This is a genomic window from Allokutzneria albata, from assembly GCF_900103775.1.
Taxonomy (GTDB): domain Bacteria; phylum Actinomycetota; class Actinomycetes; order Mycobacteriales; family Pseudonocardiaceae; genus Allokutzneria; species Allokutzneria albata.
Genome location: NZ_LT629701.1, coordinates 7,644,182 through 7,668,625, shown reverse-complemented (window position 1 = coordinate 7,668,625; position 24,444 = coordinate 7,644,182). Strand labels below are relative to the sequence as shown.

Genomic DNA, 24,444 nt, shown 5'->3' with positions numbered 1-24,444 from the left:
AATGGCCACCTCGGGACCGGTCCGTTCAAGCGCGGCCCTGCGTCTTCAGGATTCATCAGTACGGAGCAGGTGGCCCCATGTGCCCTCAGCGCCATCTATGTGCGTCTCCTCGTCCGAAGCTGCCCCTCTGATGACATACCCCCCGGGCCATTCGCGTCTCGCCGAGTGCGCCATGTCGACCCGCACTCGCACCCCCTCAAATTCGATTCTTTTATCGACCTGCACTCCGTCGAAACCGATCATCCCGTGGAACTGCGCCCCATTGAACCCGACGTTACCGTGGAAACGCACCCCGTGGAACCCAGCACTGCCACGGAACTGCGCCCCATAGAACCCGACGTTGCCGTGAAAATGTGCCTCGTAGAACCCAACATCGCCGTGGAATTTCACCCCACTAAACCCGACGGGCCCGTGCGACTGCGCCTCGTGAAACCCAGCATCGCCATCGAACCGCGCCTCGTTAAACACAGCGCCGCCATCGAACCGCGCCTCGTAAAACCCAGCCCTGTCGTGGAACTGCGCCCCATTGAACCCGACGTTACCGTGGAAACGCACCCCGTGGAACCCAGCACTGCCACGGAACTGCGCCCCATAGAACCCGACGTTGCCATGAAAATGTGCCCGATGGAAACTAGCGTCGCAGTAGAACCGCACCCCGCTAAATTCAACAATCTCGCGAAATTGCACCCCGTTAAACTCGACGTCGCCGTGGAACAGCGCCTCGTTGAACCCAGCCTTGCTATCAAAAATCACTTCGTGGAACCCAGCGCCGCCATGGAACTGCGCTTGGGTGAAGTGAGCGTTGCTGGCACGGCAGCCGGTGAAGTCAAAGTCGAGCAGGGTCGCCCCGGTCAGGTCGAGGTCAATGTCGGGCCAGAACGTCTCGACCGGGTGCTCTGGATCGTTACCCGTATTCAGGTGGGCGGTAAGGATGCGTTGAGCGGTCAGCCGCACTTGGCGTTCCTGTTCATGGTGCTCAGCATGCTGTCGCGGGGCCGCCGTGCCACGAAGGTTGGAATGTTGCTCACCAGCTGGGATGGCGTCCTCGCCAGTGGCCGGTGGTGCAGGATCATGCACGGATGCCGATGACACGGCTACGGGGGCGTAGGGCATGCGTAGGTAAGCGCACAACACGTTGACAATAGTCTGCCTCTGCTCAGGCACATTCTGGGCAAGTCGCTCCAGCGCATACATCCCGCCCAGGCGCACAGGGGCCTTGTCGGAACCGAGCTGCTCAACAGCCTTAGTGTAGAGTTCAGTAACTCGCCGCTCGGCCGCGTCCGCCTCGGTAGCCGTTGCAACACGCTCTTGATGAGCTTGGTTTGCCGCCGCTACCTGTTCTTGATGAGCTTGGTCAATGTCCTTCTGCTGCAATGCAATTTCAGTGGTCCGCTGTCGCCGTGCCGCAAGCAGCAAAGCAGCGGCTCCGCCCGTGCCCACCACAACAGTACCCGCTGTTTTGATCACATCTAGGCGGACTCGATCAGTTTCGCTGCCACCACCAAAAGCAAATAAGAGCAGCGCCACTACGCCAAAGCCGATTGTAACCAAGCCGATCGCAGACAGCACAATGGTTCGTGTCGACAAGACCCGGTAGGTCGGACGTTGACTCTCCTCACGCATACGGCGATCTTCCCGCTAACACAAGTGCTGTGGATAACGAATCGCACGGCTCTTCTGGCACATGCAGGTACATGTCAACCCCATCCGAGGGCAAGCCTGTGGGCTGGTCGATGCCGTCAAGGCGTCGAGCTGTCCATAGGCGCGGCAGCCGATCGCCCCGACCAGGCAGCCAGACCGGCCACACGAGCGATCGTCCCGACTCAAGCCACCCCGGAGCCCCCTTCGCTGTTCAGTCCCTTGGTATCTGCGGGGCCGCTCGGCCACTCCCCGCAGCGGGCCGACGCCGTGATGCCTCGCTGTCCACGCCCGGCGGCGGCAGCCGCCTTGGGCGTGGACAGACACACTGCACGGCGTCGGCTCCGCGGCGCGGGATCAGCACGCGGCCGAGCGGCCCCGCAGGGGCCGCCTTGATGAAGAAAAGAAACTCTGAACACGCCGGTCACGAGGGGCGCTGGGGTCGGGTCGGGGGCGAAGGTTGCTCGGTGTGCTCGGGGTCGTCATGCTGGGAGCATGAGCGCTCGTGAAGATGCTCACCGCTTGGTGGACGCGCTGCCGGAGGATCGAGTCCCGGCAGTGCTAGAGCTGCTGCGCCGCGAGATCGACGAAGCCCAGCCCGCCGAACAGCGGCAACTGTCCTTCCTGGGCATCTTCCGATCGGGCCAGCATGACGTGGCGGCCCAGTCGTCGGAGATCCTGCGCCAGGAGCTGGGCGACCCTGGAACCAAGAGCGCATGATCGTTGTTGATACCGGGCCGTTGTACGCGGCTATGGACGCCGACGACCAAGACCACGAACGCTGTGCTCGGCTGCTCACCACTGTGCCGGGTCCACTGATCGTCCCGGCTCCGGTTCTTACCGAGGTGTGTTACCTGTTGGAAAGTCGTTGCGGTGGGGGCGCTGAAGCGGTGTTCCTGCGGGCGCTGTGCTCCGGGGAACTCAGCCTTGAACCGCTCGAACTCCGGGACCTTGAGCGTATGGCGGAGCTGGTCACCAAGTACGCGGACATGCCCCTCGGCGCCGTGGACGCCTCCGTGGTGGCCGTGGCCGAGCGGCTCGGTGCGTCCACTGTTGCCACCCTCGACCGCAGGCATTTCACCGTCGTCCGGCCGAACCACATCCCGGCCTTCACCCTCTTGCCCTGAGCCCAAGGGGCGCTAAACACGCTGGTCTGACGCGAGCGGTTGCGTCGGGTTTAGGCGTTGGGGATGACGCGCTTGTCGTATCCGGCCTGGACCAGGCGCTCGTAGGCGGCCCAGACCTCGGCGGGCATCTCCTGCGGGATCGCGTGGCCCTGGTCGCCGTAGACCTTGATACGCTGGGTGTCGGCGACGATGGTGTTGATGACCCGGGCGTCGTCGCCGATCCCGGCCAGGTAGTCCACCAAGCCGACATCCTGCGAAGCGCAGATCACCTCGACCTCGGGCCAGACCTTCCGGCAGGCGGCGTACGCGCGACGCTGTTGGTACGGGCGCGAGACCAGCATGACCGACCGCACCGGAATACCGCGCGACTCCAACAGGGCACGGGACAGCTCGATGTTCGCGCCGGTGTGCTTGGCCTCGGGCTCCACCAACACCGCGTCATTGGGCACGCCAAGAGACAGAGCGTGCTCGCGGTAGTGCACGGCTTCCCCGCGTGGGAAGCGGTCGATCGTGGTCGGAGCGTTCGCCCCACTGAAGACCAGCAACGGGAAGTAGCCGGAGTGGAACAGCTCCGCAGCTCGGGTGGCGACGCCGAGATCATGGCTACCGAGGCCGACCCCCACATCGCACGGTCGCAGCTCGTGGCCCATGTGGTTGTAGTCCCACAACACCTGGACGTCGGCCAGCACCTCGGCTGACAACCGCTTGTCTTGCTGACTCATGCGCCACATCTTGCCGACACAGTTCGGCGGTGGTTGACGGTCGGCGTTGCTAGCCTGGTCAGGTGCGTGGTGGTGGCGATCAGCTCAGCGTCGGGGAGCGTATTGCCTTCTACCGACGGCGGCCCGGGCTGTCTCAGGCGGTGCTCGCGGATCTTGTGAACCGCTCTGAGGACTGGCTGAGCAAGATCGAGCGGGGCGAGCGGGAAGTTCGTCGGCTGGACGTGCTCGCCGAGGTTGCCAAGGCGCTTCGGGTCACCCTCGGGGACCTGCTCGGCGAGCCGGTGCTGATGGAAGACGACGACAACCACGATGACGTACCCGCCATCCGAGACGCACTGATGGCACCCCGCCGGTTGTCGCGAACGCTGTTCTCCTCCTCGATCTCCCCCGAGTACATCGACCCGGCCCCGGTCGCAGCGCTGACCGAGGCGGTGTGGTCGGACTACCAGCGGGGCGACCTCGGCCGCGTGGTGTCGTCCCTGCCGAACCTGATCAAGACGGCTCAGCACCTCGAAGTGGCCTCGGCCGACGACCCGCCGTACAAGCGCTCGTGCGCGGCGGTGTCGGCTCGCATTCACCACCTGGCCGCGACCGCGCTGAGCAAGATCGGTGAGGCGGACCTCGCCTGGATCGCTGCGGAGCGCGCGACCCAGGCCGCCGACGACGCCGATGATCCGTTGGTGTTGGCGTCGGCCGCGCGCTCGGGAACGCATGCGCTGCTTGCGGTTGGGCGGTTTGAGGACGCGTTGGAACTTGGTGATGCGGCTGCCCGGTGGCTTGCTCCACGCATGAAGGCCGGCGATCCCGCCGCGCTCAGCCTGTACGGGATGCTGTTCCTGCGTACCGCCGTGGCCGCCGCGCGACACCAAGACCGGTCGACCGCGAACGAGCTGCTGAACCGCGCAGAGCAAGCCGCGGAACAGCTCGGTAGGGACGCCAACTACTGGACGACCAGCTTCGGTCCGTCCAACGTCGCTCTGCACCGCGTGTCGGTCGCCCTCGACCTCGGCGACATTGGGCAGATTGCAGACGCGGGGCTCCACGCCAGCACCGAACACCTTCCGCTCGAACGACAGGTAGGCCACATGATCGACGTCGCGCGGGCGCTCAGCCTGGTCGCGAAGGACGATGACGCCCTACAGATTCTCCTTACGGCAGAACAGAAGGCGCCCGGGATCGTCCGGCACAGCGCCGTCGTCCGCGAAGTCATCCGGTCGATCTACCGCCGCTCCCCTGCCACCGGCGGCAAGAAGTCGTCTTCGCTGCTGGCGTTCGCTGAGCGCTGCCGGGCGGTGAGGTAGCGATGACCGGTCGCGTGCTCGGTGTCGTCGGGTCGGGTGCTGGTGGGGTTGAGGATCTACTGCCCTGCCTGATCCGACCGGCTCTAGAAGCGGGCTGGACGGTCGGCGTCACGCTGACACCGACTGCTGGACGATGGCTCACCGAAACCGGCGCGCTGGCGGAGATCGAAAGAGCGACCGGACTTCCGGTGCGGGTCGACCCGCGATCGCCGTCCGAGCGCAGCCCGCATCCGCCCGTTGACTGCTATGTCGTCGCGCCCGCCTCGGCGAACACCGTCGCCAAGCTCGCGCTCGGCCTAGCCGACAACCAGGCGCTCACTCAAGTCAACGAAGCGATTGGAACCCATGACCTGCCCGTCGTCGTGTTCCCCCGAGTCAACGCCGCGCACGCCCGGCACCCGGCCTGGAACGATCACCTGACGGCGCTTCGTCGAGCCGGGGTCCACTTGGTCTACGGTGATGACGTCTGGCCGCTACACGAGCCGCGTAGTTCTCCGGGGAAGCAACTCCCCTGGTCAGCGGTGCTCGACGCGGTGAACCAGGCGGTCCCGGTTCCTCGCTAGCCCTCCCGGATGGGTACCCGGACAGTTTGTCCGGGTTGTTGCCCGGCACCCGGTGTTTTCTGTGGTTACCACGCCCGACCGGGCGCGGATGAGACCCAGACATCGGAGTGCACATGGCCATTCATGTGGTGATTCAGCCGCTGGCGGGATTCAGCGCCGAAGTGGTGTCGCCGTCTCCAGGCATACGGCAGCTCGTCGCTGGCGCCGAGGGGAACACCATCCTGATTCAGGCCCCGGCGCGCATTGGCGGCCTGATGGACACGGCCCGCTTCGTGCGCAGCCTTGCCGCTGCTGCCTCGGAGTTCGGTGACTGGTGCGAAGCACAAGACAGAAACCGCTCGTCTGTGTCGACGTGGCCGATCGAGCCGTGAGGGGAAGCGTTATGCCGTTGGACGCGGTAATCAGGCCCAGGTTCGGAGATGCCGTGAGCGTCGGAACCGACGACGCGGGTAGGCCAGCGCTGTACGTGGACATCTCGGGTGGAATCACCATCTCTGTCGAGGTCGACAACGAACGCGGGAGCCAGGAGCTGGCGGCTGTGTTCGCGCGGGGGCTGTCGGAGATGGCGCAACGGTTCGCGGAACTGTGCGAGGCGGACCGCGCGGACATGGAGGGCGGTCTCACATCATGACCACCGTCAGGCAGTCGAGACTGCCGGACCGCCTGGAGGATGCCCGAACGTGGCTGCTAGCCCGCTACCCCAACGAAAAGCGGTCACCGGGCACCTTGAGGAACTGGTACCGGCTGCAAGCTGAGGTCTTCGAACACGTGGCAGCGACCGACCATCGCCACGAACACGAAGCAGCCGCGCTGGCCTCGATCGCACGCCAGCGCGTTGAACAAATCGGTGCCGAAGTGGGCAAGGAATTCGACCGCCCGCCCACTCCGACGCCTCCCGCAGCCCGCACGCCGCAGGACGGGTGACGCAGACGGTACAAGCGAAAAACCGAAAAGAATAGTCCACAGTGGACAACACGGGCCTGCGGGTCACGTGGCGGACAAACACGTCCAAATGAATTGAGTTCGCACCAAACGCAGAAGCGGAGCTTCGGCTACCAACCATTTCCGCTCCTGCGTTGGCCACCCGCTAGGAGTGAACCAAAATGACTGTACCCCGCGACACGGGAGAACCAACACCGCAGGATCAGTCTGCAGCCCTGCTAGTGATCAGCTCCAGGCTTCGGCGCCTCAGCGCCGACGTAGCCGAGCTTGCAAAGAGGCTGGACGCCTTGGAGCTCAACGCGCGTCGCGGTTCTCAAGATGCTTGACGCGCTGGGCAAGATCCGCCATGGCCGCTTGAAGCGCGTCGAGCTGCTCGACAACCGTCTGAATGGTCACGGGAGCCTCGGTGCCCTCCTCGGGCGCCTCGCTGACAAAGATGCCCAAGCCGGGCACCGACGTGACGTAGCCGTCGTCCGTTAGCTGCTTCAGTCCTTTTTGGACGGTCGCGGTGGTGATGCCGTACTCCTTGGCCAGTGCGCGGATGGACGGAAGCTGTTCACCGGCCTTGAGGTCGCCGCGCTGCACCTTGGCGGCAATGTCGTCCGCGAGGGCCTTGTAAGGGTGGCTAGGCATGCGCGTTACCTCCATGTCGGAACTCTACCTAGTGCGAGATAGCTCGTAGTAGGTCAGTCCACCCGGACGGACTAGTGACACTGTGCTAGCTCGTGCTAGTTTGAGACAGGACAGAGCAAGTTAGCTTGAACTAGCACGGAGGATCACGATGGCTCTGACGGACATCCCGGTTCACCTCGGTCACTACCGCCTGATGGTCACCGAGGCGCCCACGGTGAAGATGCGCGAGAGCGAGGGCGGCGTGCTGACTCCGGTCACGAACCGCGAGGGCGAGGAGCAGTACATGGTGGTGCTGTTCGCCAAGCCCAGGCCGCAGCCCGGGAAGCGGCCCGGCAAGGGGGAGGAGATCAAGGTCAACCTTCCCGGTGACCCGGGTGAGGACTTCGAAGAGGGGTCCTACGTCGAGCTGGTCAACCCGGTGATCAACACCTACGAGATGCGCAACCCGGAGGGGCGGATCACCGCGTCGGGCTTGTGGTTCAAGGCTGACGGTCTCAAGCCGGTGATCTCTGCGGCTCGCTCCGCCGCGTAGATCGACCTCCCCTGCCCTGCCCCGGTCGGCGGGCGGTCCGTGTTCGAGTCGGGCCAGGGCACTCAATTGTTCTTTGAGAATTACACAGTGGGTCGAACCATACCTAAAACCGGTGCTATTTCGCGCACCGGCGGATTCCTTGGCTCCCGAATGATGGTGACAGCAGCTGTTCGGGGGCTTTGGTGTCAAAAACAGGCAAAGGAGGTACGCATGGCGAAACTCGCGCAGTCGAACTCGGACGACCGGCATGGTCGGGGTGAGCCACCGTGAGCGAAGACCTGTTCGGCAATGAGGTGCCAGACGAGCAGACCCCGGCCAAGCCGCCGATGCGATCGACCACGAACGACATGAACGTCATCGCGGACGTGCTGCGGGCTGCGTGTAGCTCGGAGCCGTACGTCTTGGTCGGTCCGGGGCAGCGGGTCTACCGCAGGGTGGACAAGGCGACCATGCGCCCGGTGGCTCGATGGGAGGACTCCGCGGTTCACCAGATGGTGAAGTCGGGGTTGCTTTCCCTTGGTGGACAACACCTTCTGCGATCTGGCGCGGTCCAGGGGCGGGCCACCTCGGTCCTTGTCCCGTCTTCGACACGGTCAAAGCTCAAGCGCTGGGAGAACCTGTCCAACCTGCAGAGCTGGCGGACGGGCTAACGCCGCTTCGCTCTCCAACATCGACGTTCTCACTCGGCAGTGAAACCACTGAGGCAACCAGAGAGGTTGTGAAATGCAGATTGTGGCGGTGAACGAGCACGCCCAGAAACGCTACAAGGAGTTCACCACAGCGATAGCCCACGTGAATGACCTCATCGTTCCGATTGACAAGCTGATCAATCGAATGGAGAGGCCGAACGCGCGGTTCCGGGGGTGGCGAATGAAGCGCCCGGACGAGCTGAAGGCGATTGTCAAGAAGCTCCGGAACCAGTTGGAGCTGTTGACCGAGCAGGCGAAAAAGTACGAGAAGGAACTGGTTTCTCGGGATTGGAGGGTCTGAACATGGCCAACCCGGTTGAGCGCGCGTTGACCGATCTCGATATCGGGATGCGCAACCTTAAGACGCGGATCAAGGCGATTCCCGTCCGGCGTGAGGGCTTCAAGAAGCTGCACGACGACTTCGCCCGACTCGCGGCGGAGCTGAGTGTGGAGATGCGCTACGCGCAGAAGCGCTTGCGCTCCTGACACCTCCTGCACGACCGGCAGCGGCCGACCACTGGGACCCCTCCCGTGTGGTCGGCCGCTTGTCGTTTCCCTTGCTGCACAAGCGAAAGGACGCCCGATGGGCAGCGAGTACCGGACCGTCAGGGGCGTCCTGGCGGTCGTGTTCTTCCTCGGAGTTCTCTCCGCGATCTCCCCCGCCGCCAACGCCGTGATCACGGTCGCGGTCGCGGTGTTCCTCCTCGGCGCCGCCTTGCTGGGCGCTGCCGCTACGAGCAACTGAAAGGCCAGGTGAAGCACATGGCTAGCAAGAAGACCGACCGCACCACTCGCACCATGGGACGAGAGTTCAAGGCCGCGCTGTGGGCCGCCCGGCACCCCGGCTTCCTCGCCGCCCCTGCAACCGTCGCGGCCAGCATCTCTGAGTTCGGGCTGACCCCGGCTGGCTACGTCGCGGGTGGTCTCGCCCTGGGCTCCCTGGCCTGGTACCGGGCGCACCCCGGCAGCTTCGACGCCTACGCGGCTCCGATCCTGCGGGCCGCTCGCCGCCGGTGGTTTGAGTACGTCGGGCCTCGGTGGGAACGGCTGATGGACTCCTGCGCCCTCTACACCGAACACCGCCGCACCGGGGCCACCCACTACCCCCGGGTGCTGCGGGTCCGGGCCTACTCCCCCTCAATCGACCTGATCGCCGTCAGGCTGGCCAGGGGCCAGATCCCGGAGGACTTCGAGGCCAAGGCATCGGCAATGGCACACGCGCTCGGAGTTCAGCGGATCGCTGTACAGCACACGAGGCCCGGCCGGATCACGCTGATCGTCCAGCGGAACGAGCCGTTCACCTACGTCATCCCCGCCCCGGAGATGCCCTCCCGCGTGGAAGACGTGGACCTGAGCGCGGTCTACGTCGGCGAGAACGAATACGGCGACGACTGGTGTGAGCCGATCATCGGCGGACACTGCCTGACCGCTGGCGCGACCGGGTCGGGCAAGAACTCGTTGGCCTGGGCCAAGCTGCGGTCCATGGCCCCGCTGATCCGTGCGGGCCTGGTCAAGTTGTGGGTCTGCGACCCGAAGTACCTGGAGTTCGTGACGCTGCAACAGATCACGGGTCCGGGCCGCTACGCCAACACGCCCGAAGCGGCCTTCGAGCTGCTGTCCCGCTTCGTCGCGGACATGGAGGAACAGCAGCGGCGGATGCAGCGCGCCGGGCTCCGCTCGGTGAAGGTCAGCGAAGAGTTCCCGCTGAACTTCCTGCTCTTCGACGAACTCGGGTCGATGGTCGCCTACAACCCCGAGTACGCCCGGGAAATCACGGGCATGCTCGCGCGGGCGCTGTCGATGGGCCGCACCACCGGGCACGTCATCGATGCCTACGTGCAGGAGCCGTCCAAGGACGTCGTAGAGGTGCGGGACCTGTTCCCCCGCCGTATCTGTCTCCGCACCACGTCCCCGTCTCACGCGGACATGGTGTTGGGCGCGGACATGCGGGCACGTGGCGCGATCGCCGACGAGATCCCCGATCTTCCGGAGACGGCCGGTATCGGTTACCGCGTCGAGAAGCGCTCTCGCACCCCGGAGCGTGTCCGCGCGGCCTACACCTCGGATGCGGACTGCGCGGAATTCATGGACTACATGCGCACCGGTCAAACCTTGCGGATTGTGGCCTGACACCCCTCCTCGGAGCGGGGCCAGCCTCCCCATGGCCCCGCTCCCCTTCTCGTTCCCTCACCCCAAGCACGGGAGGTTTTCCCATGCCCACCAACAACATTCGATCTCGCAGCCTAGATCGTTTGCTACGCGGACTCCGCTCGCACATCCGCTCCCGCGACCTGCCCCGCCCGGACCACCTCACCATCAGCACTCGGTCACGGTCGCTGTCGCTCACCTTCGTCGACGGGGCTTCCCCGGACCGACTGGCCGCGCTGCTGCTGTGGGCCGCGACCCTGGAGGGCTTGTCCCTGACTTGGTCGTGCCAGCGGGACGTCTTGCACATCGTCGGAACCGGCCGCACCCACGCGGGCATCCGTGTCAACCTGGCCGCCTGCGGGCAGCTCCCCGAACTGGCCGGCCGAATCCGGGCCGGAATCGTGGTGGTCGCAGGCACCTACCGCTTCCCGGTCTCCGAGCCCGAGTCGGTCCAGTACCACGAACTCATGCACGTAGCTCGGGCCGCTCGCGCCGTTGTGAAGGCGGCTGCGGCATGAACCGCGAATGGCGGGACACCGCCGCATGTCGCGATCTGGGCTCCGAACTGTTCTTCGACAACGCCCGCACCGACGAGGCCAAGGCCGTGTGCTCCACGTGCCCCGTGCTGGCCGCCTGCCGTACCGATCAGCTCGCCTGGGAAGCGGAGTCCGCGTCCCGCCGCTACTACACCGTGGGGGTCTTCGGAGGGCTGTCCGGGCCGGAACGCAACCGCATCCACTACCCGCGTAAGGAGGTGGCCTAGGTGAGGCCGCTGCTACTCATCCCCGTGACCTGGAAGGGCCTCGGCCGCCTGCTGACCGGCGGAACCGGGCTCGCCCTGGCCCTGGTCGTCATCTTCTTCGTCTTCGGCGCGACCGCCGCGATCATCGCCGCTGTCATGGTCTGCGCCGCGCTGCGCTCGATCGTCAAGGCGCTGCGTTCCTAAGCCGGAGAGGAGGTGAATCCCTTGCAGCGCAACAAAGACGCCACCGACGACACCGCTGGTGAGACTCGGCGGGTCCGCAAGCTGGTGAACGAACTCGCTGAGTCCCACCGGCTACACGCTCTCGCCACCGATCCCCGCCTGAACGCGGTCAAGATCGACCGGTTTCGGACCTCGATCACCCGGTGCATGTGGTTCTTCTTGGCCTGCGGCCTGGGATTCACCACCACGGGCGTACACGAGTTCCTTGCCGGAGACCGGGGGATCACCGACCCGATGTGGTGGGGCGCGTGGCTCGTCGAACCCGCGTTGGCGGGCATCCTCATCACCGTTCTCCGGTGGGAAGCCGAGATCCTGTCCCGCTCGGTGTCGATCACCGAAAGCTCGGTGACGTGGCTCAAGCGAGTGTTGCTCGGGGCGACGCTGTTCATGAACGTCTACCCCACCCTCAGCCCCCGCGAAGGCACCACCGTGAGCACCGGGACGGTGTTCGTCCACATCGTCATCCCGATCATCGTCTACCTGATCGCCCAAGTGATGCCGGTGATCCAGCAGACGTGCACCGAAGCGAAAGACCGCGTCGCCGACCTCGCCCCGGCCCCGGCTGCTCGTCGTGCGATTCCCTCGGACGCACTGGCCGCGCTGAAGCTGCCCCCTCAGATGGCCGCCGCGATCAGCGCCAAAGCCGCCGAAGCCGCCGCACAAGGCCGCGCGATCACCCCGGCTGACGTCCAAGCCGCGGTGAAGGTCCCGGACAGCTTCGCAGCCCGGATCGTTACCCAGCTCACCAGCGAACCCACGTTCGCCTGATCTCGATTCGCTCGACGGGACGCGACCGTTCACCACCGGTCGCGTCCCGCTTTCCTTGCCTGCCAACAACTTGAGAGGAGCCACCGCCGTGCAGCTCGCCCCCGACCTTGACGCCCAGCTCACCGCCCGCGTCCAGGCCCCCGACTTCGCCCGCTGGCGCGAGAACGTCATCGGCGCCGGTGGCTGCTCCCACCCGATCCACCTCGCCGGACAGTGGAGCGTCACCCACAAGACCACCGGTGACGTGCTCGCCCAGCGCTCGGGGAGGATCTTCGCCCCCTGCGGCACTCGCCGCGCTGCGGTCTGCCCCTCCTGCGCCGACCGCTACGCCGCTGACGCCTTCCACCTCCTGCGGGCAGGACTCGCCGGAGACGCCGCGAAGAACATCCCCGCGTCGGTCGCGTCCAAGCCACGCATGTTCCTCACGCTCACCGCGCCGTCCTTCGGCCCGGTGCACCGCAATGGCGGCCGGTGCCCCTGCGGCGGCTTCCACCGCCCCGACGACTCGCGCTTGGGCACCGCCGTGAACCTCGACGCCTACGACTACGAAGGCGCGATCCTGTGGCAGGCCAACGCCGGGAAGCTCTGGCACCGCTTCACCATCACCTTGAAACGCAAGCTGGCTCAGGCCGCCGGATTCCCCGTCTCGCAGTTCACGCAGCACGCGCGACTGTCCTACGCCAAGGTCGCGGAGTACCAGCGGCGCGGCCTGGTCCACTTCCACGCCGTCATCCGCGTGGACGGCCCCGACGGCCCCGCCGACCCCACCCCGGCATGGGCTACCCCGGACTTGCTGACCGAGGTGATCGCGACCGCCGCACGCTCGGTCACCGTCATGACCTGCCGCCCCGGCGGTGAAGTCCTAGACCTGGTGTGGGGCAAGCAAATCGACATCCGCGCCATCCGCCCCGGCAACGCCTCCGAGGTCGAGGACGGAGACGGGGAGATCAGCGACGCTCGCCTTGCCTCCTACGTCGCCAAGTACGCCACCAAGTCCACCGGCACCACCCAAGGCGGCGACCGGCCGTTGCGGTCCCAACTCGACATCGACCACCTCAGCGGCATCACCGCCCACCACAGGCGCATGATCCAAACCGCCTGGGACCTCGGCGGAAACCCCCTCTACGACGGGCTCAACCTCCGCCGCTGGGCACACATGCTCGGCTTCCGAGGCCACTTCCTCACCAAATCCCGCCGCTACTCCACCACCTTCAAAGCCATTCGCGGGACCCAAGCCGACTACCGGCGCTCCGAAGCCCTCGACCGCCTCGGCGTCACCGAAGACGACGTGACCGTGATCAACCACTGGCAATTCCTCGCCGTGGGCTACGCCGACGAAGCAGAGCGCGAACTCGCCGCAGGAATCGCAGAACGAATCCGCGAACACCGCAAAGCCAAGCACGACAAGGAAAGGCGGGACTCCGAGCGGGCCGCCAGGAAGGAGAACGACCATGCCTGAGCTGTGGGGCCCGCAAGAGCTGGCCGACTACCTGAAGGTCTCGATTGAGACGATCTACAAGTGGCGCACCAAGCGCTACGGCCCGCCTGGTGTGCGGATCGGAAAGCACGTGCGTTACCAGCCCGCTGAGGTGCTGGAGTGGCTGAACTCGCTGCCGAAGCAGGTGGCGTGATGGCTCGCCCACCGCTGCCGATCGGCATGCACGGCAAGATCACGGTCTACAAGGTGGGCGAACGTCGCTTCCGTGCTCGAACCAAGGTTCGGGATCACGACGGTGTTGTCCGCCAGGTCGAGCGTTGGGGAACGTCGAAGACGGCGGCGGAGATGAACCTCAAGACCGCACTGGCGGAGCGTCGGCGGGTCTCGGCGGACAACGAGATCACCGCAGACACGAAGATCGCCGTGTTGGGTGAGGCGTACCTGGCCAAGATCGACAAGGCGGTCAGGAACGGCAAGCTCTCCCCCACCACGGGCGACCAGTACCGCTACCGCTTCGAGCGACACATCAAGGACGGCATCGGGCGCTTGGCCATCCGGGAAGCGCTCGTCTCGCGTCTGGACGCGTTGGTTGCCGACGTCGCTCAGCACTACGGCGCTTCGGGTGCCAAGACCACGCGGACGGTGCTCAGCGGCATGTTCGGGCTCGCGGTCCGGCATGACGCCTTGGACCGCAACCCGGTGCGCGAGATCGACACCGTGGAAAGCGAGGGCGAGTCTGCACGAGCGTTGACCTTGGACGAAGCGATCTTGCTGCGAGCCAAGATCCACGCCCACGAGAAGGCGCGCGGATGGGACCTGCCGGACTTCACGGACATGATGCTGGCCTCCGGGCTGCGCATCGGTGAAGCAGCCGCGATCACGTGGGACGCGCTCGATCTGGACGCCGGGACCCTTGAGGTTCGCGCCACGGTGGTGCGGGTCAAAGGCGTGGGCCTGGTGCTCAAGCCGAAGACGAAATCCAAGAGCGGTTTCAGGACGCTGGAGTTGCCGACCTGGGCGGTACAGATGCTCAAGGCGCGGCGCGATCGGGTTCCCTCGAATGAGTGGAACGTGGTGTTCACGGCTCCCGCTGGCGGTCTGCGCGACCCGTCGAACACTCAGGCGGACTTGCGCGTGGTGTTCGCTGACGCGGGCTTTGAGTGGGTGACCTCACACGTCTATCGCAAGACGGTGGCCACGCTGATGGACCACGGCGGCCTGACCGCTCGCGCTGCGGCGGACCAGCTCGGCCATGCCAAGGTGTCCATGACCCAAGATCGCTACTTCGGTCGCAAGGTCGCGAAGACGGGTGCGGCAGCGCTGCTTGAGGCCGTCGCCCCCGAAAAGCAGTCCAGCTCAAAAGTGGGGGAAAAGTTGGGGCAGAGCCCCTGAAACGACAACACCCCAGGCCGCTGACCTGGGGTGGGAGCTCCTCCGACTGGACTCGAACCAGTAACCCTGCGATTAACAGTCGCATGCTCTGCCAATTGAGCTACGGAGGATCGTTTTCTGTTGTTGTCCGGCCTCGGCCTGACAGGTAGTAACTCTAGCGCATCCCGACGACTGGTTTTCACCACCCCCGGGTACCCGCTCACTGGACGCGTTTCCGCAGGTCAAAGGTGGAGGTAGCGATGATGAAGGCGTTGGTGCTCGGTGCGGCGGTCGGCTACGTGCTCGGGGCGCGGGCGGGCCGGGAGCGGTACGAGCAGATCAACCGGGCCTACCACCGGGTGCTGGACCATCCCGCCGTCCAGGGCGCCGCGGGGTTCCTGCGGGCGAAGGTCTCGGAGAAGACCGGGCATCGCAAGAACAACCACACGGCGCCCTTCGAGAAGCGGGATCCGGTGCTCGCGCGCTAGGCGGGTTTCTGGCCGACGGCGAAGATCCGGCGGAACGGGAACCAGGTGCTGCCGTCGGCGCTCTGCGGGTAGGCGGCGCGCAGGCGCGGTGCCAGCTCGGTCAGGAACGCGGCCCAGTCGCCGTCGGACAGGGCCGCGCGAACCGGGCGGAGCGCGGTGCCGACGACCCAGTCGAGCACGGGGTCGTCACCGGAGAGCCGCTGCTGGTAGGTCGTCTCCCACACGTCCGCGTGCCAGCCCGCCTCGGCGAGCAGGCACGCGTACTCGTGCGCGGTGTGGACGGGCTGCTCGTCGCGCAGCGCGGAGCCGAGGGAGTCGTTCCAGCGCGGCGTGGTGGCCAGCTCGCGCAGGATGACGTGGGACGGCGCGTCGAAGTTGCCGGGCACCTGCCAGGCGAACCACGCGCCGGACGGCAGCTCGTCCAGCCAGGCGCGCAGCAGGTCGGCGTGGCCTGGCACCCACTGCAGAACGGCGTTGCAGACCACCACGTCGGTGTCGGGCTTGGGACGCCAGCCGGCCACGTCCATCACCTCGGCGGGGATGCCGCGGCGGCGGGCCTCCTCGACCATCTCGGCCGAGGAGTCCAGGGCCTCCAGCCGGGCGCGCGGCCAGCGGTCGGCGAGGACCGCGGTCAGGTTGCCGGGACCACAGCCCAGATCGACGACCGCTCTCGGCTCGAACGCGCCGATCCGGGCCACCAGCTCGTGGAACGGGCGAGCGCGGTGGTCGGAGAAGGCCAGGTACTGGGCGGGATCCCACATGCACACCTCCATAAAAACCGTACGTACGTACTTTATAGCGAAGAGGTGATCGTGGGAAGGGCCCCGCCGGGGGTCAGTTCCCGGCGGAACGCGCCTGGCGCAGCCGCTCGGCGACCTCGACGGCGATCGGCTCCACGAGGGTCATGTCGGTGCCGGGATCGGCGCGCACCTGGAGGACGAAGCCGTCCCGGCCGGGGATCTTGCGCTGGACGAACCACGCGCCGCCGCCGGGCAGGTCCCTCCGATGGGTGGACTTGATCGAGCCGGTGACCCGCTTGTGCACGGCCTCGGGCAGCTTGCCCGCCTCGCTGAGCACGTAGCGCCGCGGAGCGCGGTCGGTCAGCAGCACGGCCTCGCCCGCGGTCCCGGTCTCATCGGCCTCGGTGACGGTGAGCGAGCCGTTGGCCCAGCCCGCCTTGCTGATCAGGTGCCAGCCGACGCGCCGGTGCGCGCCGTCGCCCTCGGGCAGCCACAGGCCGTGCGAGGACGCCACGAGGTGACCACCGCCGCGCACGTCCGCGATCGCGACGACGTTCTCCTCGGCGGCCAGGGTCTCGGTGAAGCCCTCGGGCAGCTTCGCGCCCCCGGTCAGCCGCTCGACGGCCCGCCGCCACCATCCGCTCACCGTGATGCCATCCCCTGAGTGCGCAGGCCCTTGTGGTACTCCTCCAGAGCTACCAGATCCCCGAACAACGCGTGGTACTCCTCGCGGTCGGTCACCGGCGAGATGCGCTGCAGCCGGGACTTGATCTCCGCGATCTGCCTGCCGACCAGGTTCGCCTGGAGGTCGGAGAGCAGGCCGTTGATGTAGCTGCTCGGGTCGTCCTGCTTCCGCCCGACGCGCAGCGGTTCGACGCACAGTTCGGTGACCATCGATCGCAGCGTCTGCGGGCAGTGCTCGGCGACCGAGCTGCTCAGCGCCGCGCCCGTCAGGCCGCACGCGGTGCCGCCCGCGGCCAGGATCGCCTGGTGCAGCGCGAGGTAGGCGGGGTGGGTGAACGCCTCGTCGGAGAGCGAGTCGTAGACCGGACCGGCGAGGCCCGGGAGCTGGAGCGCGGCCTTGATCGCCTCGCGCTGCAGGTTCAGGTGCGGGTCCCTCGGGTCGGGGCGTTCCGGGCCGCTGGGGATCTCCACCGCGAGCGCGCCCTGGTCCGGGTCGACCGGCTGCGGCTTGCGCTGCCGCCCGCCGCGCGCGTCCGGGTTCTGGCCGGCGGCCACGCGCACGCGGCGCAGCACCTCCGCCGTGTCCTCCCAGCCGAGCCAGCCGGAGAGCTGCCTGGCGTACTCGTCCCGCAGCGCGGAGTCCTTGATCTGGGCGATCAGCGGGACGGTGCGGCGCAGCGCCTCCACCCGGCCTTCCGCCCGGTCGAGGTCGTGGTCGGCGAGCATGCGGCGGATGGCGAACTCGAACAGCGGCTGCCGCCGGGCGACGAGGTCGCGCACGGCCGTGTCCCCCTTGGCCTGGCGCAGCTCACAGGGGTCCATGCCCTCGGGGGCGATGGCGATGTAGGTCTTGGACGCGAACTTCTGGTCGTCCTCGAACGCCTTCATCGCGGCCTTCTGGCCCGCCTCGTCGCCGTCGAAGGTGAAGATCACCTCGCCGCGGAACTCGGCGTCGTCGAGCATCAGCCTGCGCAGCACCGAGATGTGGTCGGAGCCGAACGCGGTGCCGCAGGAGGCCACCGCGGTGGGCACGCCGGACAGGTGCATGGCCATCACGTCGGTGTAGCCCTCGACGACGACGGCCTGGTGGCGGCGGGCGATCTCGCGCTTGGCCAGGTCGATGCCGAAGAGCACCTTGGACTTCTTGAAGATCGGCGACTCGGCCGTGTTGACGTACTTGGCCTGGATCGGGTCGTCCTCGTAGAGCCGCCGCGCGCCGAAGCCGACGACGTCGCCCGCGAGCTCCTTGAGCGGCCACAGCAGGCGCTTGTGGAAGCGGTCGATCGGGCCCTGGCGGCCTTCCTTGGACAGCCCGGCCTTGTACAGCTCGGTCAGCTCGAACCCGCGGCCCAGCAGGTGCTTGGTGAGCTTGTCCCAGCCCGCGGGCGCGTAACCGCAGCCGAAGCTCGCCGCGGCGTCGGCGTCGAACCCGCGCTCGCTGAGGAAGTCCCGCGCGGCCTGCGCCTCCGGCGTGGACAGCAGCTCCACGTAGAACTGATGGGCGATCTTGTGCGCCTCCAGCATCCGCGAGTTCGTGCCGCGGTCCCGCTGGACGCTGCCCGAGCCACCGCCGGTGTAGACGATCTGGATGCCCACGCGCGCGGCGAGGCGTTCGACCGCCTCGGTGAAGCTCAGGTGCTCGTACTGCTGGATGAAGCTGATGACGTCGCCGCCGACCCCGCAACCGAAGCAGTGGAACGTGCCGTGACTCGGCCGCACGTTGAACGACGGTGTCTTCTCGTCGTGGAACGGGCACAGCCCTTTGACCGCTCCACCGGTGCGTCGCAGCGCCACGTACTCGCCGATGACGTCGTCGATCCGGTTGCGGTCCCGTACCTGCGCGATGTCGCTTTCCCGGATCCTGCCTGCCACGTGTATGGAGTGTAGGGCCTGTGTCTGGGCCACAATCGGGCGTGTGACTTCAACGGACGATGCGCTCGCCGAACGGTTCACCGAGCACAGGGCCCATCTGCTCGGCGTCGCCTACCGGATCACCGGATCGCTCACGGACTCCGAGGACGCGGTTCAGGAAGCGTGGTTCCGGCTGGCCGCGGTGGACACCACGGAGATCCGCGAACTGCGCGGCTGGCTGACGACCGTGGTCGGCCGGATCTGCCTCGACCGGTTGAAGTCCGCGGCGGCGCGCCGCGAGCGCTATGTCGGCCAGTGGCTGCCGGAGCCGGTCGTGCGCCCGCTCGGCATCCCGGAGCAGGCGAACCCGCTCGATGTCGTGGTGCAGGACGACGGCGTGCGCATGGCCGCGCTCGTGTTGCTGCACGAGTTGTCCCCGGAGCAGCGCGTGGCCTTCGTGTTGCACGACGCGTTCAGCGTGCCGTTCACGGAGATCGCGGACATGTTGGGCTGTTCGGTCGCCGCGGCGCGGCAGCACGCTTCGCGCGGTCGCAAGGCTGTCGCCCAGGCCGACGCGCCACCCCGGGTCGACCTCGCCGAGCAGCGTCGCGTGCTGGAGAGCTTCGTGGCCGCCATGGCCACCGGCGACCCCGCGGCGATCGCACAGGTGCTGCACCCGGACGCGGTGCTGATCGGCGACGGCGGCGGCAAGGTGCGCACGGCGGCGCAGCGCATGGTCGGCGCGGACAAGATCTCGCGCTTCGCCATCGGCCTCATGCGCATGTACGGCGAGCTGGCTCCCGTCGAGAGCATGCGTTTCGTCCTGATCAACGGCGATCTCGGCATGCTGTTCGCGGGCACGGACGGCTCGAACGGGTTCCGGCCGCTCGACCGCAGGGTGACCGCGTTCGTGGTGCGCGACGGCAAGATCGCCGCGCTGTACGACGTGGTCAACCCGGACAAGCTGACCACCGTCGAGTTCTAGCACTCCTCAGACGACCGCCCAGGACCGACTCCTGGGCGGTTTCTGCTGTTCAGGGGCCCGACTTGACCGGACCCCCCTGACTTATCCTATGGTCATAGGTAAATAGATCTATGGGGGAATCTCTTGATCGAGTTCCGGGTCGAGGTCGGCACCGGCGTCCCGCCGTACCGGCAGCTGGTCGACCAGGTGGAGCGCGCGCTGCGCCTGGGCCACCTGCACGTCGGCGATCGCCTTCCCACCGTCAAGGAAGTGGCCAGACGCCTGGTCATCAACCCGAACACGGTGCTCAAGGCCTACCGCGAACTGGAGCACAAGGGCCTGGCCAAGGGCCGCCCCGGACTGGGCACGTTCATCGAACGCGGCCTGGACGGACTGCCGGCGGAACAGCAGGCCGAACTGCGTGCCGACCTGGAGAAGTGGCTGGCCACCGCTTACCGGGCCGGCATGGATTCCGACGGCATCGCCGCCCTGGTGGCGACGGTGCTGCACGAGTTCCGTCCTGAGGAGAACTAGGTGACGCAAGCCGCGATCACGGCCAGGGACCTGGGCCGCCGCTACGGCCGCCGTTGGGGCCTCCAGCACTGCTCGCTGGAGGTGCCCGCCGGTCGGGTGGTCGGACTGGTCGGCCCGAACGGTGCCGGCAAGTCGACGCTGATGAACCTGCTAGTCGGCCTGCTGCGGCCGACGACGGGCGAGCTGGAACTGCTCGGCGACCGCGTCGGCCCGGACACGGTGCTGGACCGGGTGTCCTACATCGACCAGGAGCACTCGCTCTACCGGGACTTCACGGTGCGCGAGATGCTCACGGCGGGCCGGTTGCTGAACCGGCGCTGGGACGACGGGATCGCCACCGAGCGGCTGACCGAGCTGGGCATCCCGCTCACCACGAAGGTCGGCAGGCTCTCCGGCGGGCAGCGGGCGCAGGTGGCGCTGGCGGTCGCGCTGGCCAAGCAGCCGGAGCTGCTGATCCTGGACGAGCCGGTGGCCAGCCTCGATCCCCTGGCGCGGCGGGAGATGATGTCCACGCTGATGGCGGCGAAGGCCGAACGGGACTGCACGATCGTGCTCTCCTCGCACGTCGTCTCGGAGCTGGAACGGCTCTGCGACTACCTGGTGGTGCTCGACCACGGCCACGTGAAGCTGGTCGGCGACATCGACGACCTGCTGGAGCAGCACCGGCTGCTCGTCGGTCCCGCGGCCACCGCGGACCTGGTGTCGGCGCAGCAGAACGTGCTGCACCGCGAGGACCTGGAGAGCAGGGTTTCCTTGCTGGTGCGAGGAATCCGGCCGGTCGGCGACGCGAACTGGCGAGTCCGGCGGGTGAATCTCGAAGAACTGGTCATGCGCTACCTGTTCATGTCCGCGCAGGGTGCGCAGGAGGTCGCCGCGTGATCTGGATGACTTGGCGGCAACACCGCACAACGCTGTTCACCTTCGCGGCCGTGTTCCTCGGTTTGGCCGCGCTGTTCGTCACCGCGACGCTGACAGGTGTCGCGGCCGTGCCCGCGCGCTCCCCCAACCCCTCCGGGATCGGAGGGCTGCTGCAGTACCTTGAGCAGATCAACGAGATCTTCCTGCCGCTGCCCGCGTTGATCGGGATGTTCCTCGGTGCGCCGCTGCTGGCCGCGGAGTACGAGCACCGCACCGTGCGCTACGCCTGGACGCAGGGCGTGTCCCGCGGGCACTGGCTGAGCACCAAGCTGCTGGTGCTCGGCAGCGCGGTCGTGCTGCTGGCGGCGGCGTTCTCGGCGACGCACATGTGGTGGTTCACGACCAACGGTGCTCCGTACGAGGGCGCGTTCCGGATCTTCAACCAGGGGCCGCTGTCCTTCCCCGCCGCGTGCTTGTTCGCCTTCGTGGTCGGCGTCACCGCGGGCGCGGTGCTCCGCAAGACGGTGGCCGCCATGGGTTTGGCGATCGTGGGGACCTGGGCCGTGTCGATCGTGTGCGTCAACTGGCTGCGGCCGAACTACCTGACACCGATCACCGTGACCGGTGCTTCCACCAAGGGCGGGTGGTTCCTGAGCCAGACCACGATCGCCCCCGAGGAGCTGGTCGGCCCGGACCCCGGGATCAGGCTCAACGGGCTGGTCCCCATCACCACCTACCAGCCCGCCGACCGGTTCTGGACCTTCCAGCTGATCGAGGCCGGGCTGTACCTCGGATTGACGGTCGGCTGCCTGGTGGTGGCCTTCTGGTGGGTGCGGCGCGCGGTCGCCTAGGGCAGCGGCACCCGGCACGCGTCGCCTGACGTGAATCCCTGGTCCACGATGCCGAGCGCGTGGAAACACCGCGCGCGCAGGTTCTCGACGCCGATCACGAAGGTCAGCTCGGCCAGTCCCTTGTGACCGAGTTCGGCGTCGAGTTCCGCGACCTGCTCGTCGGTGACGGTGGGCGGCTGTGCGGTCATCGCGTCCGCGTAGGCCAGCGCGCGCTTTTCGGTCTCTGTAAAGCGATCCGAGGTGGCGTAGTCGTCGATCTCACGCAGACGGTCGATGTCGAGCCCGTCGAGGCGCTGCTTCATCGTGCCGAAGTCGACGCACCACGAGCACCCGACAACCGTGGCGACGCGGTAGACCGCCAGGTCGCGCAGGCTCCCCGGCAGCGCGCGCAGCGCCTTCTCCAGGCTGCCCTCCATGAGGGTCCACGAGGCCAGCGCACCCGGGTGGTGCGCGAGGACCGACATGGGCTCCGGAACAGCGCCGAACTTGCGCTTGGCGAAGCGGTAGAAGAACCGGGTGAGCCTGCTGGCCTTGGCGTAGGGAACGGCGGGAATGCGGGGCATGGCGTCCTCCTCGATTGGTGGTTCGTCTAGAGGACGAGGCCGCCGCGCGAGGTGTGACAGCTCAGTTCTTGCCAGTCAGGCGCGCGTGCCACGCGATCGCTTGGGTGTCCGTGAGCAGCGACACCTGGTCGATGAGCACGCGCAGGTGTTCGGAGTCCGTCGTCGCTGCCTCCCACGCGGGGCGGAACGCCGGGTCGAGCGCGCGTGGTGCGAGGCTCCCGAGAACCGCGACCAACTCCGTCAGCATCTGTCGTTGGCGCAGCTGGAGGTCCAGCCGTTCGGGGTCGCTCATGACGTAGCGCAGAGCGACGGACTTCAGCAGTGCGACTTCCGCGGCCACTTGGTGCGGGATCTCCAGATCCGCGTCGTAGCGGCGCAGCGGTCCGTCTCCGTGGACACGCCGCGTCTCGACGACTGCGGCCGAGGCAAAGCGCCCGACGAGTTCGCTCGTCAGCTGCTTCAGAGCGACCTGTGTGGACAGCGAGCCGTCGTACTCGTGTTCCGCGAGGGCGCGCACGACGTCGAGCTGGAGCAGTTGGGTCGCGGCGGCTTCGAGGGCTTCGACGGGCTCGTCGGAGAAGTTGTGCGCGGCCAACTCTGCGAGCGCTGTGACCTCGTCGGGGTGCGTGAGCGCGCGCAGCGAGATGCGGCCGGACAGCACCCCGTCCTCCACGTCGTGCACGGAGTACGCGACGTCGTCCGCCCAGTCCATGACCTGGGCTTCGAGGCACTTGTGCTCGTTCGGGGCGCCCTTGCGGACCCAGTCGAGGACGTGCAGGTCGTCGGCGTAGGCGCCGAACTTCACCCGGCCCTCCTTGCGGGCCCACGGGTACTTGGTGGCCGCGTCCAGGCAGGCCCGCGTGAGGTTGAGGCCGTAGCAGCGACCGTCGGGGCCGAGCACCTTCGGTTCGAGGCGGCTGAGGATGCGCAGCGTCTGCGCGTTGCCCTCGAAACCGCCGCACGACTGGGAGATCTCGTTGAGCGCGCGCTCGCCGTTGTGCCCGAACGGCGGGTGCCCGATGTCGTGCGCCAGCCCGGCGGTGTCGACGACGTCCGGATCGCAGCCCAGCGCGGCGCCGATGCCCCGGCCGATCTGCGCGACCTCCAGCGAGTGGGTCAGTCGCGTGCGCGGCACGTCGCCCTCGCCCGGGCCGACGACCTGGGTCTTGGCCGCGAGGCGGCGCAGCGCGGCGGAGTGCAGCACCCGCGCGCGGTCCCTGGCGAAGTCGCTGCGGTTCTCGGCGCCGCTCCACAGGCCCGCGGCGAGCTTGGGGGGCTCGTCGTACAGCCGCTCGGCGTCCTCGTGGGTGTAGTCGGCGCTCGTCACGCGGGCAAGACTAGGGCCATTCAGCCCAGGCCGGTGTGATCGTTGGCGGGTGCGTGGGTGAGGCGGTAGTACAACAGCGCGCCGGTTTCCCGCACGATGTAGTTGAACTGCGTTTCCCGGGTCTGCACGATCGGACCGCGCCGGGTCGGCGACGCCCAAGCGGCGAGGCCGAAGTCCTCCGCCATGGTCCGCGAGCGCAGCGAGTGCCACGGGTCGCTGACGATCACCGCGCTGTTCCAGCCCTGTGCCTTCGCCTCGTCGGCGATCGCGCGGATGCTGCCGAGGGTGTCCGAGCCGGTGGTCAGCGCCACCACACGATCAGAGGGCACCGGCTCCTTGGGGGCGCCCGAGCGGGTGGACGTGCCGAGCAACCATCGCTTGCCCGCCTCGGCCTCGCTGAACGCGTCCCCCTCGCGCGCGCCGCCGACCGTGACGATGGTCTTCGCCACCCCGCGGGCGTAGAGGCGCTGTGCGTGCACCAGGCGCGCTTCGAGCACTTCGGAGGGCTTGCCGTTGTACTGGGCCGCGCCGAGGACGACGACGACATCGGCGGGGCGCTGGTCGTCCAGGCGCGCCACCTGCCAGATCCTTGCGGCCGTGCCGCCGACGACGAGTCCCGCGATCAGGAAAGCGCCGAACAGGGCCCGCCGCACCCAGCGCACCCGGCTGGGACGTTTCCTCGTAGCCGGTTCCGTCACGGCCTCCATGGTGGCAGAGGATCACCTCC

At 67.4% G+C, this 24,444-nt stretch carries 34 protein-coding genes and 1 tRNA gene; 25 read left to right on the top strand and 10 right to left on the bottom strand.

The features are described from left to right. Positions 1-45 precede the first annotated feature (45 nt). A complete protein-coding gene (locus BLT28_RS35145) occupies positions 46-1,623 on the bottom strand; it encodes a pentapeptide repeat-containing protein (protein WP_157376116.1) in 1,578 nt (525 codons plus the stop codon). A gap of 510 nt (positions 1,624-2,133) precedes the next feature. Between BLT28_RS35145 and BLT28_RS35140 the strand changes: the two genes are divergently transcribed. After that, positions 2,134-2,358 (top strand): hypothetical protein, encoded by a 225-nt coding sequence (locus tag BLT28_RS35140; RefSeq protein WP_156050342.1) that lies wholly within the window; start codon positions 2,134-2,136, stop codon positions 2,356-2,358. Continuing rightward, on the top strand, positions 2,355-2,765 hold the full coding sequence (locus BLT28_RS35135) for a type II toxin-antitoxin system VapC family toxin (protein ID WP_030426341.1): 411 nt from the start codon (positions 2,355-2,357) through the stop codon (positions 2,763-2,765). The genes BLT28_RS35140 and BLT28_RS35135 overlap by 4 nt, the downstream gene beginning before the upstream one ends. A 50-nt stretch (positions 2,766-2,815) precedes the next feature. Here BLT28_RS35135 and BLT28_RS35130 read toward each other — a convergent pair whose 3' ends face one another. Next, a complete protein-coding gene (locus BLT28_RS35130) occupies positions 2,816-3,487 on the bottom strand; it encodes a YdcF family protein (protein ID WP_030426342.1) in 672 nt (223 codons plus the stop codon). A 62-nt stretch (positions 3,488-3,549) separates the two neighbouring features. Here BLT28_RS35130 and BLT28_RS35125 point away from each other — a divergent pair, with 62 nt between their 5' ends. From BLT28_RS35125 to BLT28_RS35105, 5 genes are all read left to right on the top strand, one after another. Further along, complete coding sequence (locus BLT28_RS35125) at positions 3,550-4,788, top strand: helix-turn-helix domain-containing protein (RefSeq protein ID WP_030426343.1); 1,239 nt, start codon at positions 3,550-3,552, stop codon at positions 4,786-4,788. A gap of 2 nt (positions 4,789-4,790) precedes the next feature. Further along, positions 4,791-5,351, top strand: a complete 561-nt coding sequence (locus BLT28_RS35120; protein WP_081899904.1) for a flavoprotein — start codon at positions 4,791-4,793, stop codon at positions 5,349-5,351. 113 nt (positions 5,352-5,464) lie between these two features. After that, entirely contained in the window at positions 5,465-5,722 is a 258-nt protein-coding gene (locus tag BLT28_RS35115) for a hypothetical protein (protein WP_030426344.1), read from the top strand. A gap of 53 nt (positions 5,723-5,775) precedes the next feature. Beyond that, positions 5,776-5,982: a hypothetical protein gene (locus BLT28_RS35110; RefSeq protein WP_231950527.1), complete on the top strand. Its 207-nt coding sequence runs from the start codon at positions 5,776-5,778 to the stop codon at positions 5,980-5,982. Then, entirely contained in the window at positions 5,979-6,275 is a 297-nt protein-coding gene (locus tag BLT28_RS35105) for an AMED_5909 family protein (protein ID WP_030426346.1), read from the top strand. The genes BLT28_RS35110 and BLT28_RS35105 overlap by 4 nt, the downstream gene beginning before the upstream one ends. 312 nt (positions 6,276-6,587) lie before the next feature. Here BLT28_RS35105 and BLT28_RS35100 read toward each other — a convergent pair whose 3' ends face one another. Then, positions 6,588-6,941, bottom strand: a complete 354-nt coding sequence (locus BLT28_RS35100) for a GntR family transcriptional regulator (protein ID WP_063766497.1) — start codon at positions 6,939-6,941, stop codon at positions 6,588-6,590. A gap of 133 nt (positions 6,942-7,074) precedes the next feature. Here BLT28_RS35100 and BLT28_RS35095 point away from each other — a divergent pair, with 133 nt between their 5' ends. The 13 genes from BLT28_RS35095 to BLT28_RS35040 all read left to right on the top strand — a co-directional run bounded on the left by BLT28_RS35095 (position 7,075) and on the right by BLT28_RS35040 (position 14,878). Continuing rightward, complete coding sequence (locus BLT28_RS35095; protein ID WP_030426348.1) at positions 7,075-7,458, top strand: hypothetical protein; 384 nt, start codon at positions 7,075-7,077, stop codon at positions 7,456-7,458. A gap of 266 nt (positions 7,459-7,724) precedes the next feature. Then, entirely contained in the window at positions 7,725-8,108 is a 384-nt protein-coding gene (locus BLT28_RS35090; RefSeq protein ID WP_030426349.1) for a hypothetical protein, read from the top strand. Positions 8,109-8,181: 73 nt separating this feature from the next. After that, the gene (locus tag BLT28_RS35085; RefSeq protein WP_030426350.1) at positions 8,182-8,448 is read left to right on the top strand and encodes a hypothetical protein; all 267 of its coding nucleotides are present in this window, start codon (positions 8,182-8,184) and stop codon (positions 8,446-8,448) included. A 2-nt stretch (positions 8,449-8,450) separates the two neighbouring features. Next, a complete protein-coding gene (locus BLT28_RS35080; RefSeq protein ID WP_030426351.1) occupies positions 8,451-8,633 on the top strand; it encodes a hypothetical protein in 183 nt (60 codons plus the stop codon). A 97-nt stretch (positions 8,634-8,730) separates the two neighbouring features. Continuing rightward, on the top strand, positions 8,731-8,892 hold the full coding sequence (locus tag BLT28_RS40635; protein ID WP_156050344.1) for a hypothetical protein: 162 nt from the start codon (positions 8,731-8,733) through the stop codon (positions 8,890-8,892). A gap of 17 nt (positions 8,893-8,909) precedes the next feature. Further along, positions 8,910-10,277: an FtsK/SpoIIIE domain-containing protein gene (locus BLT28_RS35075; RefSeq protein WP_030426352.1), complete on the top strand. Its 1,368-nt coding sequence runs from the start codon at positions 8,910-8,912 to the stop codon at positions 10,275-10,277. 122 nt (positions 10,278-10,399) lie between these two features. Continuing rightward, positions 10,400-10,813, top strand: coding sequence for a hypothetical protein (locus BLT28_RS35070; RefSeq protein WP_030426353.1), 414 nt, complete (start codon positions 10,400-10,402; stop codon positions 10,811-10,813). After that, complete coding sequence (locus BLT28_RS35065; RefSeq protein WP_030426354.1) at positions 10,810-11,058, top strand: WhiB family transcriptional regulator; 249 nt, start codon at positions 10,810-10,812, stop codon at positions 11,056-11,058. The genes BLT28_RS35070 and BLT28_RS35065 overlap by 4 nt, the downstream gene beginning before the upstream one ends. Then, the gene (locus tag BLT28_RS35060) at positions 11,059-11,241 is read left to right on the top strand and encodes a hypothetical protein (RefSeq protein ID WP_030426355.1); all 183 of its coding nucleotides are present in this window, start codon (positions 11,059-11,061) and stop codon (positions 11,239-11,241) included. It abuts the gene before it with no gap. A gap of 21 nt (positions 11,242-11,262) precedes the next feature. Further along, the gene (locus tag BLT28_RS35055; RefSeq protein WP_030426356.1) at positions 11,263-12,048 is read left to right on the top strand and encodes a hypothetical protein; all 786 of its coding nucleotides are present in this window, start codon (positions 11,263-11,265) and stop codon (positions 12,046-12,048) included. Between the two features lie 88 nt (positions 12,049-12,136). Beyond that, complete coding sequence (locus tag BLT28_RS35050) at positions 12,137-13,507, top strand: replication initiator (RefSeq protein ID WP_043810043.1); 1,371 nt, start codon at positions 12,137-12,139, stop codon at positions 13,505-13,507. Beyond that, positions 13,500-13,679: a helix-turn-helix transcriptional regulator gene (locus BLT28_RS35045; RefSeq protein WP_043810044.1), complete on the top strand. Its 180-nt coding sequence runs from the start codon at positions 13,500-13,502 to the stop codon at positions 13,677-13,679. Before BLT28_RS35050 ends, BLT28_RS35045 begins: the two co-directional genes overlap by 8 nt. Continuing rightward, a complete protein-coding gene (locus tag BLT28_RS35040) occupies positions 13,646-14,878 on the top strand; it encodes a site-specific integrase (RefSeq protein ID WP_197683922.1) in 1,233 nt (410 codons plus the stop codon). Before BLT28_RS35045 ends, BLT28_RS35040 begins: the two co-directional genes overlap by 34 nt. Positions 14,879-14,915: 37 nt before the next feature. On the opposite strand, the gene BLT28_RS35035 is transcribed toward BLT28_RS35040, so the two are convergent. After that, positions 14,916-14,988 (bottom strand) — tRNA-Asn (locus BLT28_RS35035). A gap of 132 nt (positions 14,989-15,120) precedes the next feature. Between BLT28_RS35035 and BLT28_RS35030 the strand changes: the two genes are divergently transcribed. Then, entirely contained in the window at positions 15,121-15,345 is a 225-nt protein-coding gene (locus BLT28_RS35030; protein ID WP_030426360.1) for a hypothetical protein, read from the top strand. Here BLT28_RS35030 and BLT28_RS35025 read toward each other — a convergent pair. The 3 genes from BLT28_RS35025 to dnaG form a co-directional block, all read right to left on the bottom strand. Continuing rightward, positions 15,342-16,106: a trans-aconitate 2-methyltransferase gene (locus tag BLT28_RS35025; RefSeq protein WP_030426361.1), complete on the bottom strand. Its 765-nt coding sequence runs from the start codon at positions 16,104-16,106 to the stop codon at positions 15,342-15,344. The genes BLT28_RS35030 and BLT28_RS35025 overlap by 4 nt on opposite strands. Positions 16,107-16,179: 73 nt before the next feature. Continuing rightward, the gene (locus BLT28_RS35020) at positions 16,180-16,731 is read right to left on the bottom strand and encodes a hypothetical protein (RefSeq protein WP_030426362.1); all 552 of its coding nucleotides are present in this window, start codon (positions 16,729-16,731) and stop codon (positions 16,180-16,182) included. Then, positions 16,728-18,641, bottom strand: coding sequence for a DNA primase (gene dnaG, locus BLT28_RS35015; protein WP_030426363.1), 1,914 nt, complete (start codon positions 18,639-18,641; stop codon positions 16,728-16,730). Before dnaG ends, BLT28_RS35020 begins: the two co-directional genes overlap by 4 nt. Before the next feature lie 43 nt (positions 18,642-18,684). Here dnaG and BLT28_RS35010 point away from each other — a divergent pair, with 43 nt between their 5' ends. The 4 genes from BLT28_RS35010 to BLT28_RS34995 all read left to right on the top strand — a co-directional run bounded on the left by BLT28_RS35010 (position 18,685) and on the right by BLT28_RS34995 (position 21,827). Beyond that, the gene (locus tag BLT28_RS35010) at positions 18,685-19,605 is read left to right on the top strand and encodes a sigma-70 family RNA polymerase sigma factor (protein WP_030426364.1); all 921 of its coding nucleotides are present in this window, start codon (positions 18,685-18,687) and stop codon (positions 19,603-19,605) included. Positions 19,606-19,728: 123 nt separating this feature from the next. Continuing rightward, positions 19,729-20,118: a GntR family transcriptional regulator gene (locus tag BLT28_RS35005; RefSeq protein WP_030426365.1), complete on the top strand. Its 390-nt coding sequence runs from the start codon at positions 19,729-19,731 to the stop codon at positions 20,116-20,118. After that, positions 20,119-20,997 (top strand): ABC transporter ATP-binding protein, encoded by an 879-nt coding sequence (locus BLT28_RS35000; RefSeq protein WP_030426366.1) that lies wholly within the window; start codon positions 20,119-20,121, stop codon positions 20,995-20,997. Continuing rightward, positions 20,994-21,827 (top strand): ABC transporter permease, encoded by an 834-nt coding sequence (locus tag BLT28_RS34995; protein WP_030426367.1) that lies wholly within the window; start codon positions 20,994-20,996, stop codon positions 21,825-21,827. Before BLT28_RS35000 ends, BLT28_RS34995 begins: the two co-directional genes overlap by 4 nt. On the opposite strand, the gene BLT28_RS34990 is transcribed toward BLT28_RS34995, so the two are convergent. The 3 genes from BLT28_RS34990 to BLT28_RS34980 all read right to left on the bottom strand — a co-directional run bounded on the left by BLT28_RS34990 (position 21,824) and on the right by BLT28_RS34980 (position 24,424). Beyond that, the gene (locus tag BLT28_RS34990) at positions 21,824-22,390 is read right to left on the bottom strand and encodes a carboxymuconolactone decarboxylase family protein (protein WP_030426368.1); all 567 of its coding nucleotides are present in this window, start codon (positions 22,388-22,390) and stop codon (positions 21,824-21,826) included. The genes BLT28_RS34995 and BLT28_RS34990 overlap by 4 nt on opposite strands. 61 nt (positions 22,391-22,451) lie before the next feature. After that, positions 22,452-23,717, bottom strand: coding sequence for a deoxyguanosinetriphosphate triphosphohydrolase (locus tag BLT28_RS34985; protein WP_030426369.1), 1,266 nt, complete (start codon positions 23,715-23,717; stop codon positions 22,452-22,454). Between the two features lie 20 nt (positions 23,718-23,737). Continuing rightward, positions 23,738-24,424: a YdcF family protein gene (locus BLT28_RS34980; protein WP_043810045.1), complete on the bottom strand. Its 687-nt coding sequence runs from the start codon at positions 24,422-24,424 to the stop codon at positions 23,738-23,740. Positions 24,425-24,444: the final 20 nt, after the last annotated feature.

Coding starts and splice junctions, on each gene's coding strand:
- BLT28_RS35145 (WP_157376116.1), bottom strand. CDS start 1,623: ATGCGTGAGGAGAGTCAACGTCCGACCTACCGGGTCTTGTCGACACGA.
- BLT28_RS35140 (WP_156050342.1), top strand. CDS start 2,134: ATGAGCGCTCGTGAAGATGCTCACCGCTTGGTGGACGCGCTGCCGGAG.
- BLT28_RS35135 (WP_030426341.1), top strand. CDS start 2,355: ATGATCGTTGTTGATACCGGGCCGTTGTACGCGGCTATGGACGCCGAC.
- BLT28_RS35130 (WP_030426342.1), bottom strand. CDS start 3,487: ATGAGTCAGCAAGACAAGCGGTTGTCAGCCGAGGTGCTGGCCGACGTC.
- BLT28_RS35120 (WP_081899904.1), top strand. CDS start 4,791: ATGACCGGTCGCGTGCTCGGTGTCGTCGGGTCGGGTGCTGGTGGGGTT.
- BLT28_RS35115 (WP_030426344.1), top strand. CDS start 5,465: ATGGCCATTCATGTGGTGATTCAGCCGCTGGCGGGATTCAGCGCCGAA.
- BLT28_RS35105 (WP_030426346.1), top strand. CDS start 5,979: ATGACCACCGTCAGGCAGTCGAGACTGCCGGACCGCCTGGAGGATGCC.
- BLT28_RS35100 (WP_063766497.1), bottom strand. CDS start 6,941: ATGGAGGTAACGCGCATGCCTAGCCACCCTTACAAGGCCCTCGCGGAC.
- BLT28_RS35095 (WP_030426348.1), top strand. CDS start 7,075: ATGGCTCTGACGGACATCCCGGTTCACCTCGGTCACTACCGCCTGATG.
- BLT28_RS35085 (WP_030426350.1), top strand. CDS start 8,182: ATGCAGATTGTGGCGGTGAACGAGCACGCCCAGAAACGCTACAAGGAG.
- BLT28_RS35080 (WP_030426351.1), top strand. CDS start 8,451: ATGGCCAACCCGGTTGAGCGCGCGTTGACCGATCTCGATATCGGGATG.
- BLT28_RS40635 (WP_156050344.1), top strand. CDS start 8,731: ATGGGCAGCGAGTACCGGACCGTCAGGGGCGTCCTGGCGGTCGTGTTC.
- BLT28_RS35075 (WP_030426352.1), top strand. CDS start 8,910: ATGGCTAGCAAGAAGACCGACCGCACCACTCGCACCATGGGACGAGAG.
- BLT28_RS35065 (WP_030426354.1), top strand. CDS start 10,810: ATGAACCGCGAATGGCGGGACACCGCCGCATGTCGCGATCTGGGCTCC.
- BLT28_RS35045 (WP_043810044.1), top strand. CDS start 13,500: ATGCCTGAGCTGTGGGGCCCGCAAGAGCTGGCCGACTACCTGAAGGTC.
- BLT28_RS35030 (WP_030426360.1), top strand. CDS start 15,121: ATGAAGGCGTTGGTGCTCGGTGCGGCGGTCGGCTACGTGCTCGGGGCG.
- BLT28_RS35025 (WP_030426361.1), bottom strand. CDS start 16,106: ATGTGGGATCCCGCCCAGTACCTGGCCTTCTCCGACCACCGCGCTCGC.
- BLT28_RS34990 (WP_030426368.1), bottom strand. CDS start 22,390: ATGCCCCGCATTCCCGCCGTTCCCTACGCCAAGGCCAGCAGGCTCACC.
- BLT28_RS34980 (WP_043810045.1), bottom strand. CDS start 24,424: ATGGAGGCCGTGACGGAACCGGCTACGAGGAAACGTCCCAGCCGGGTG.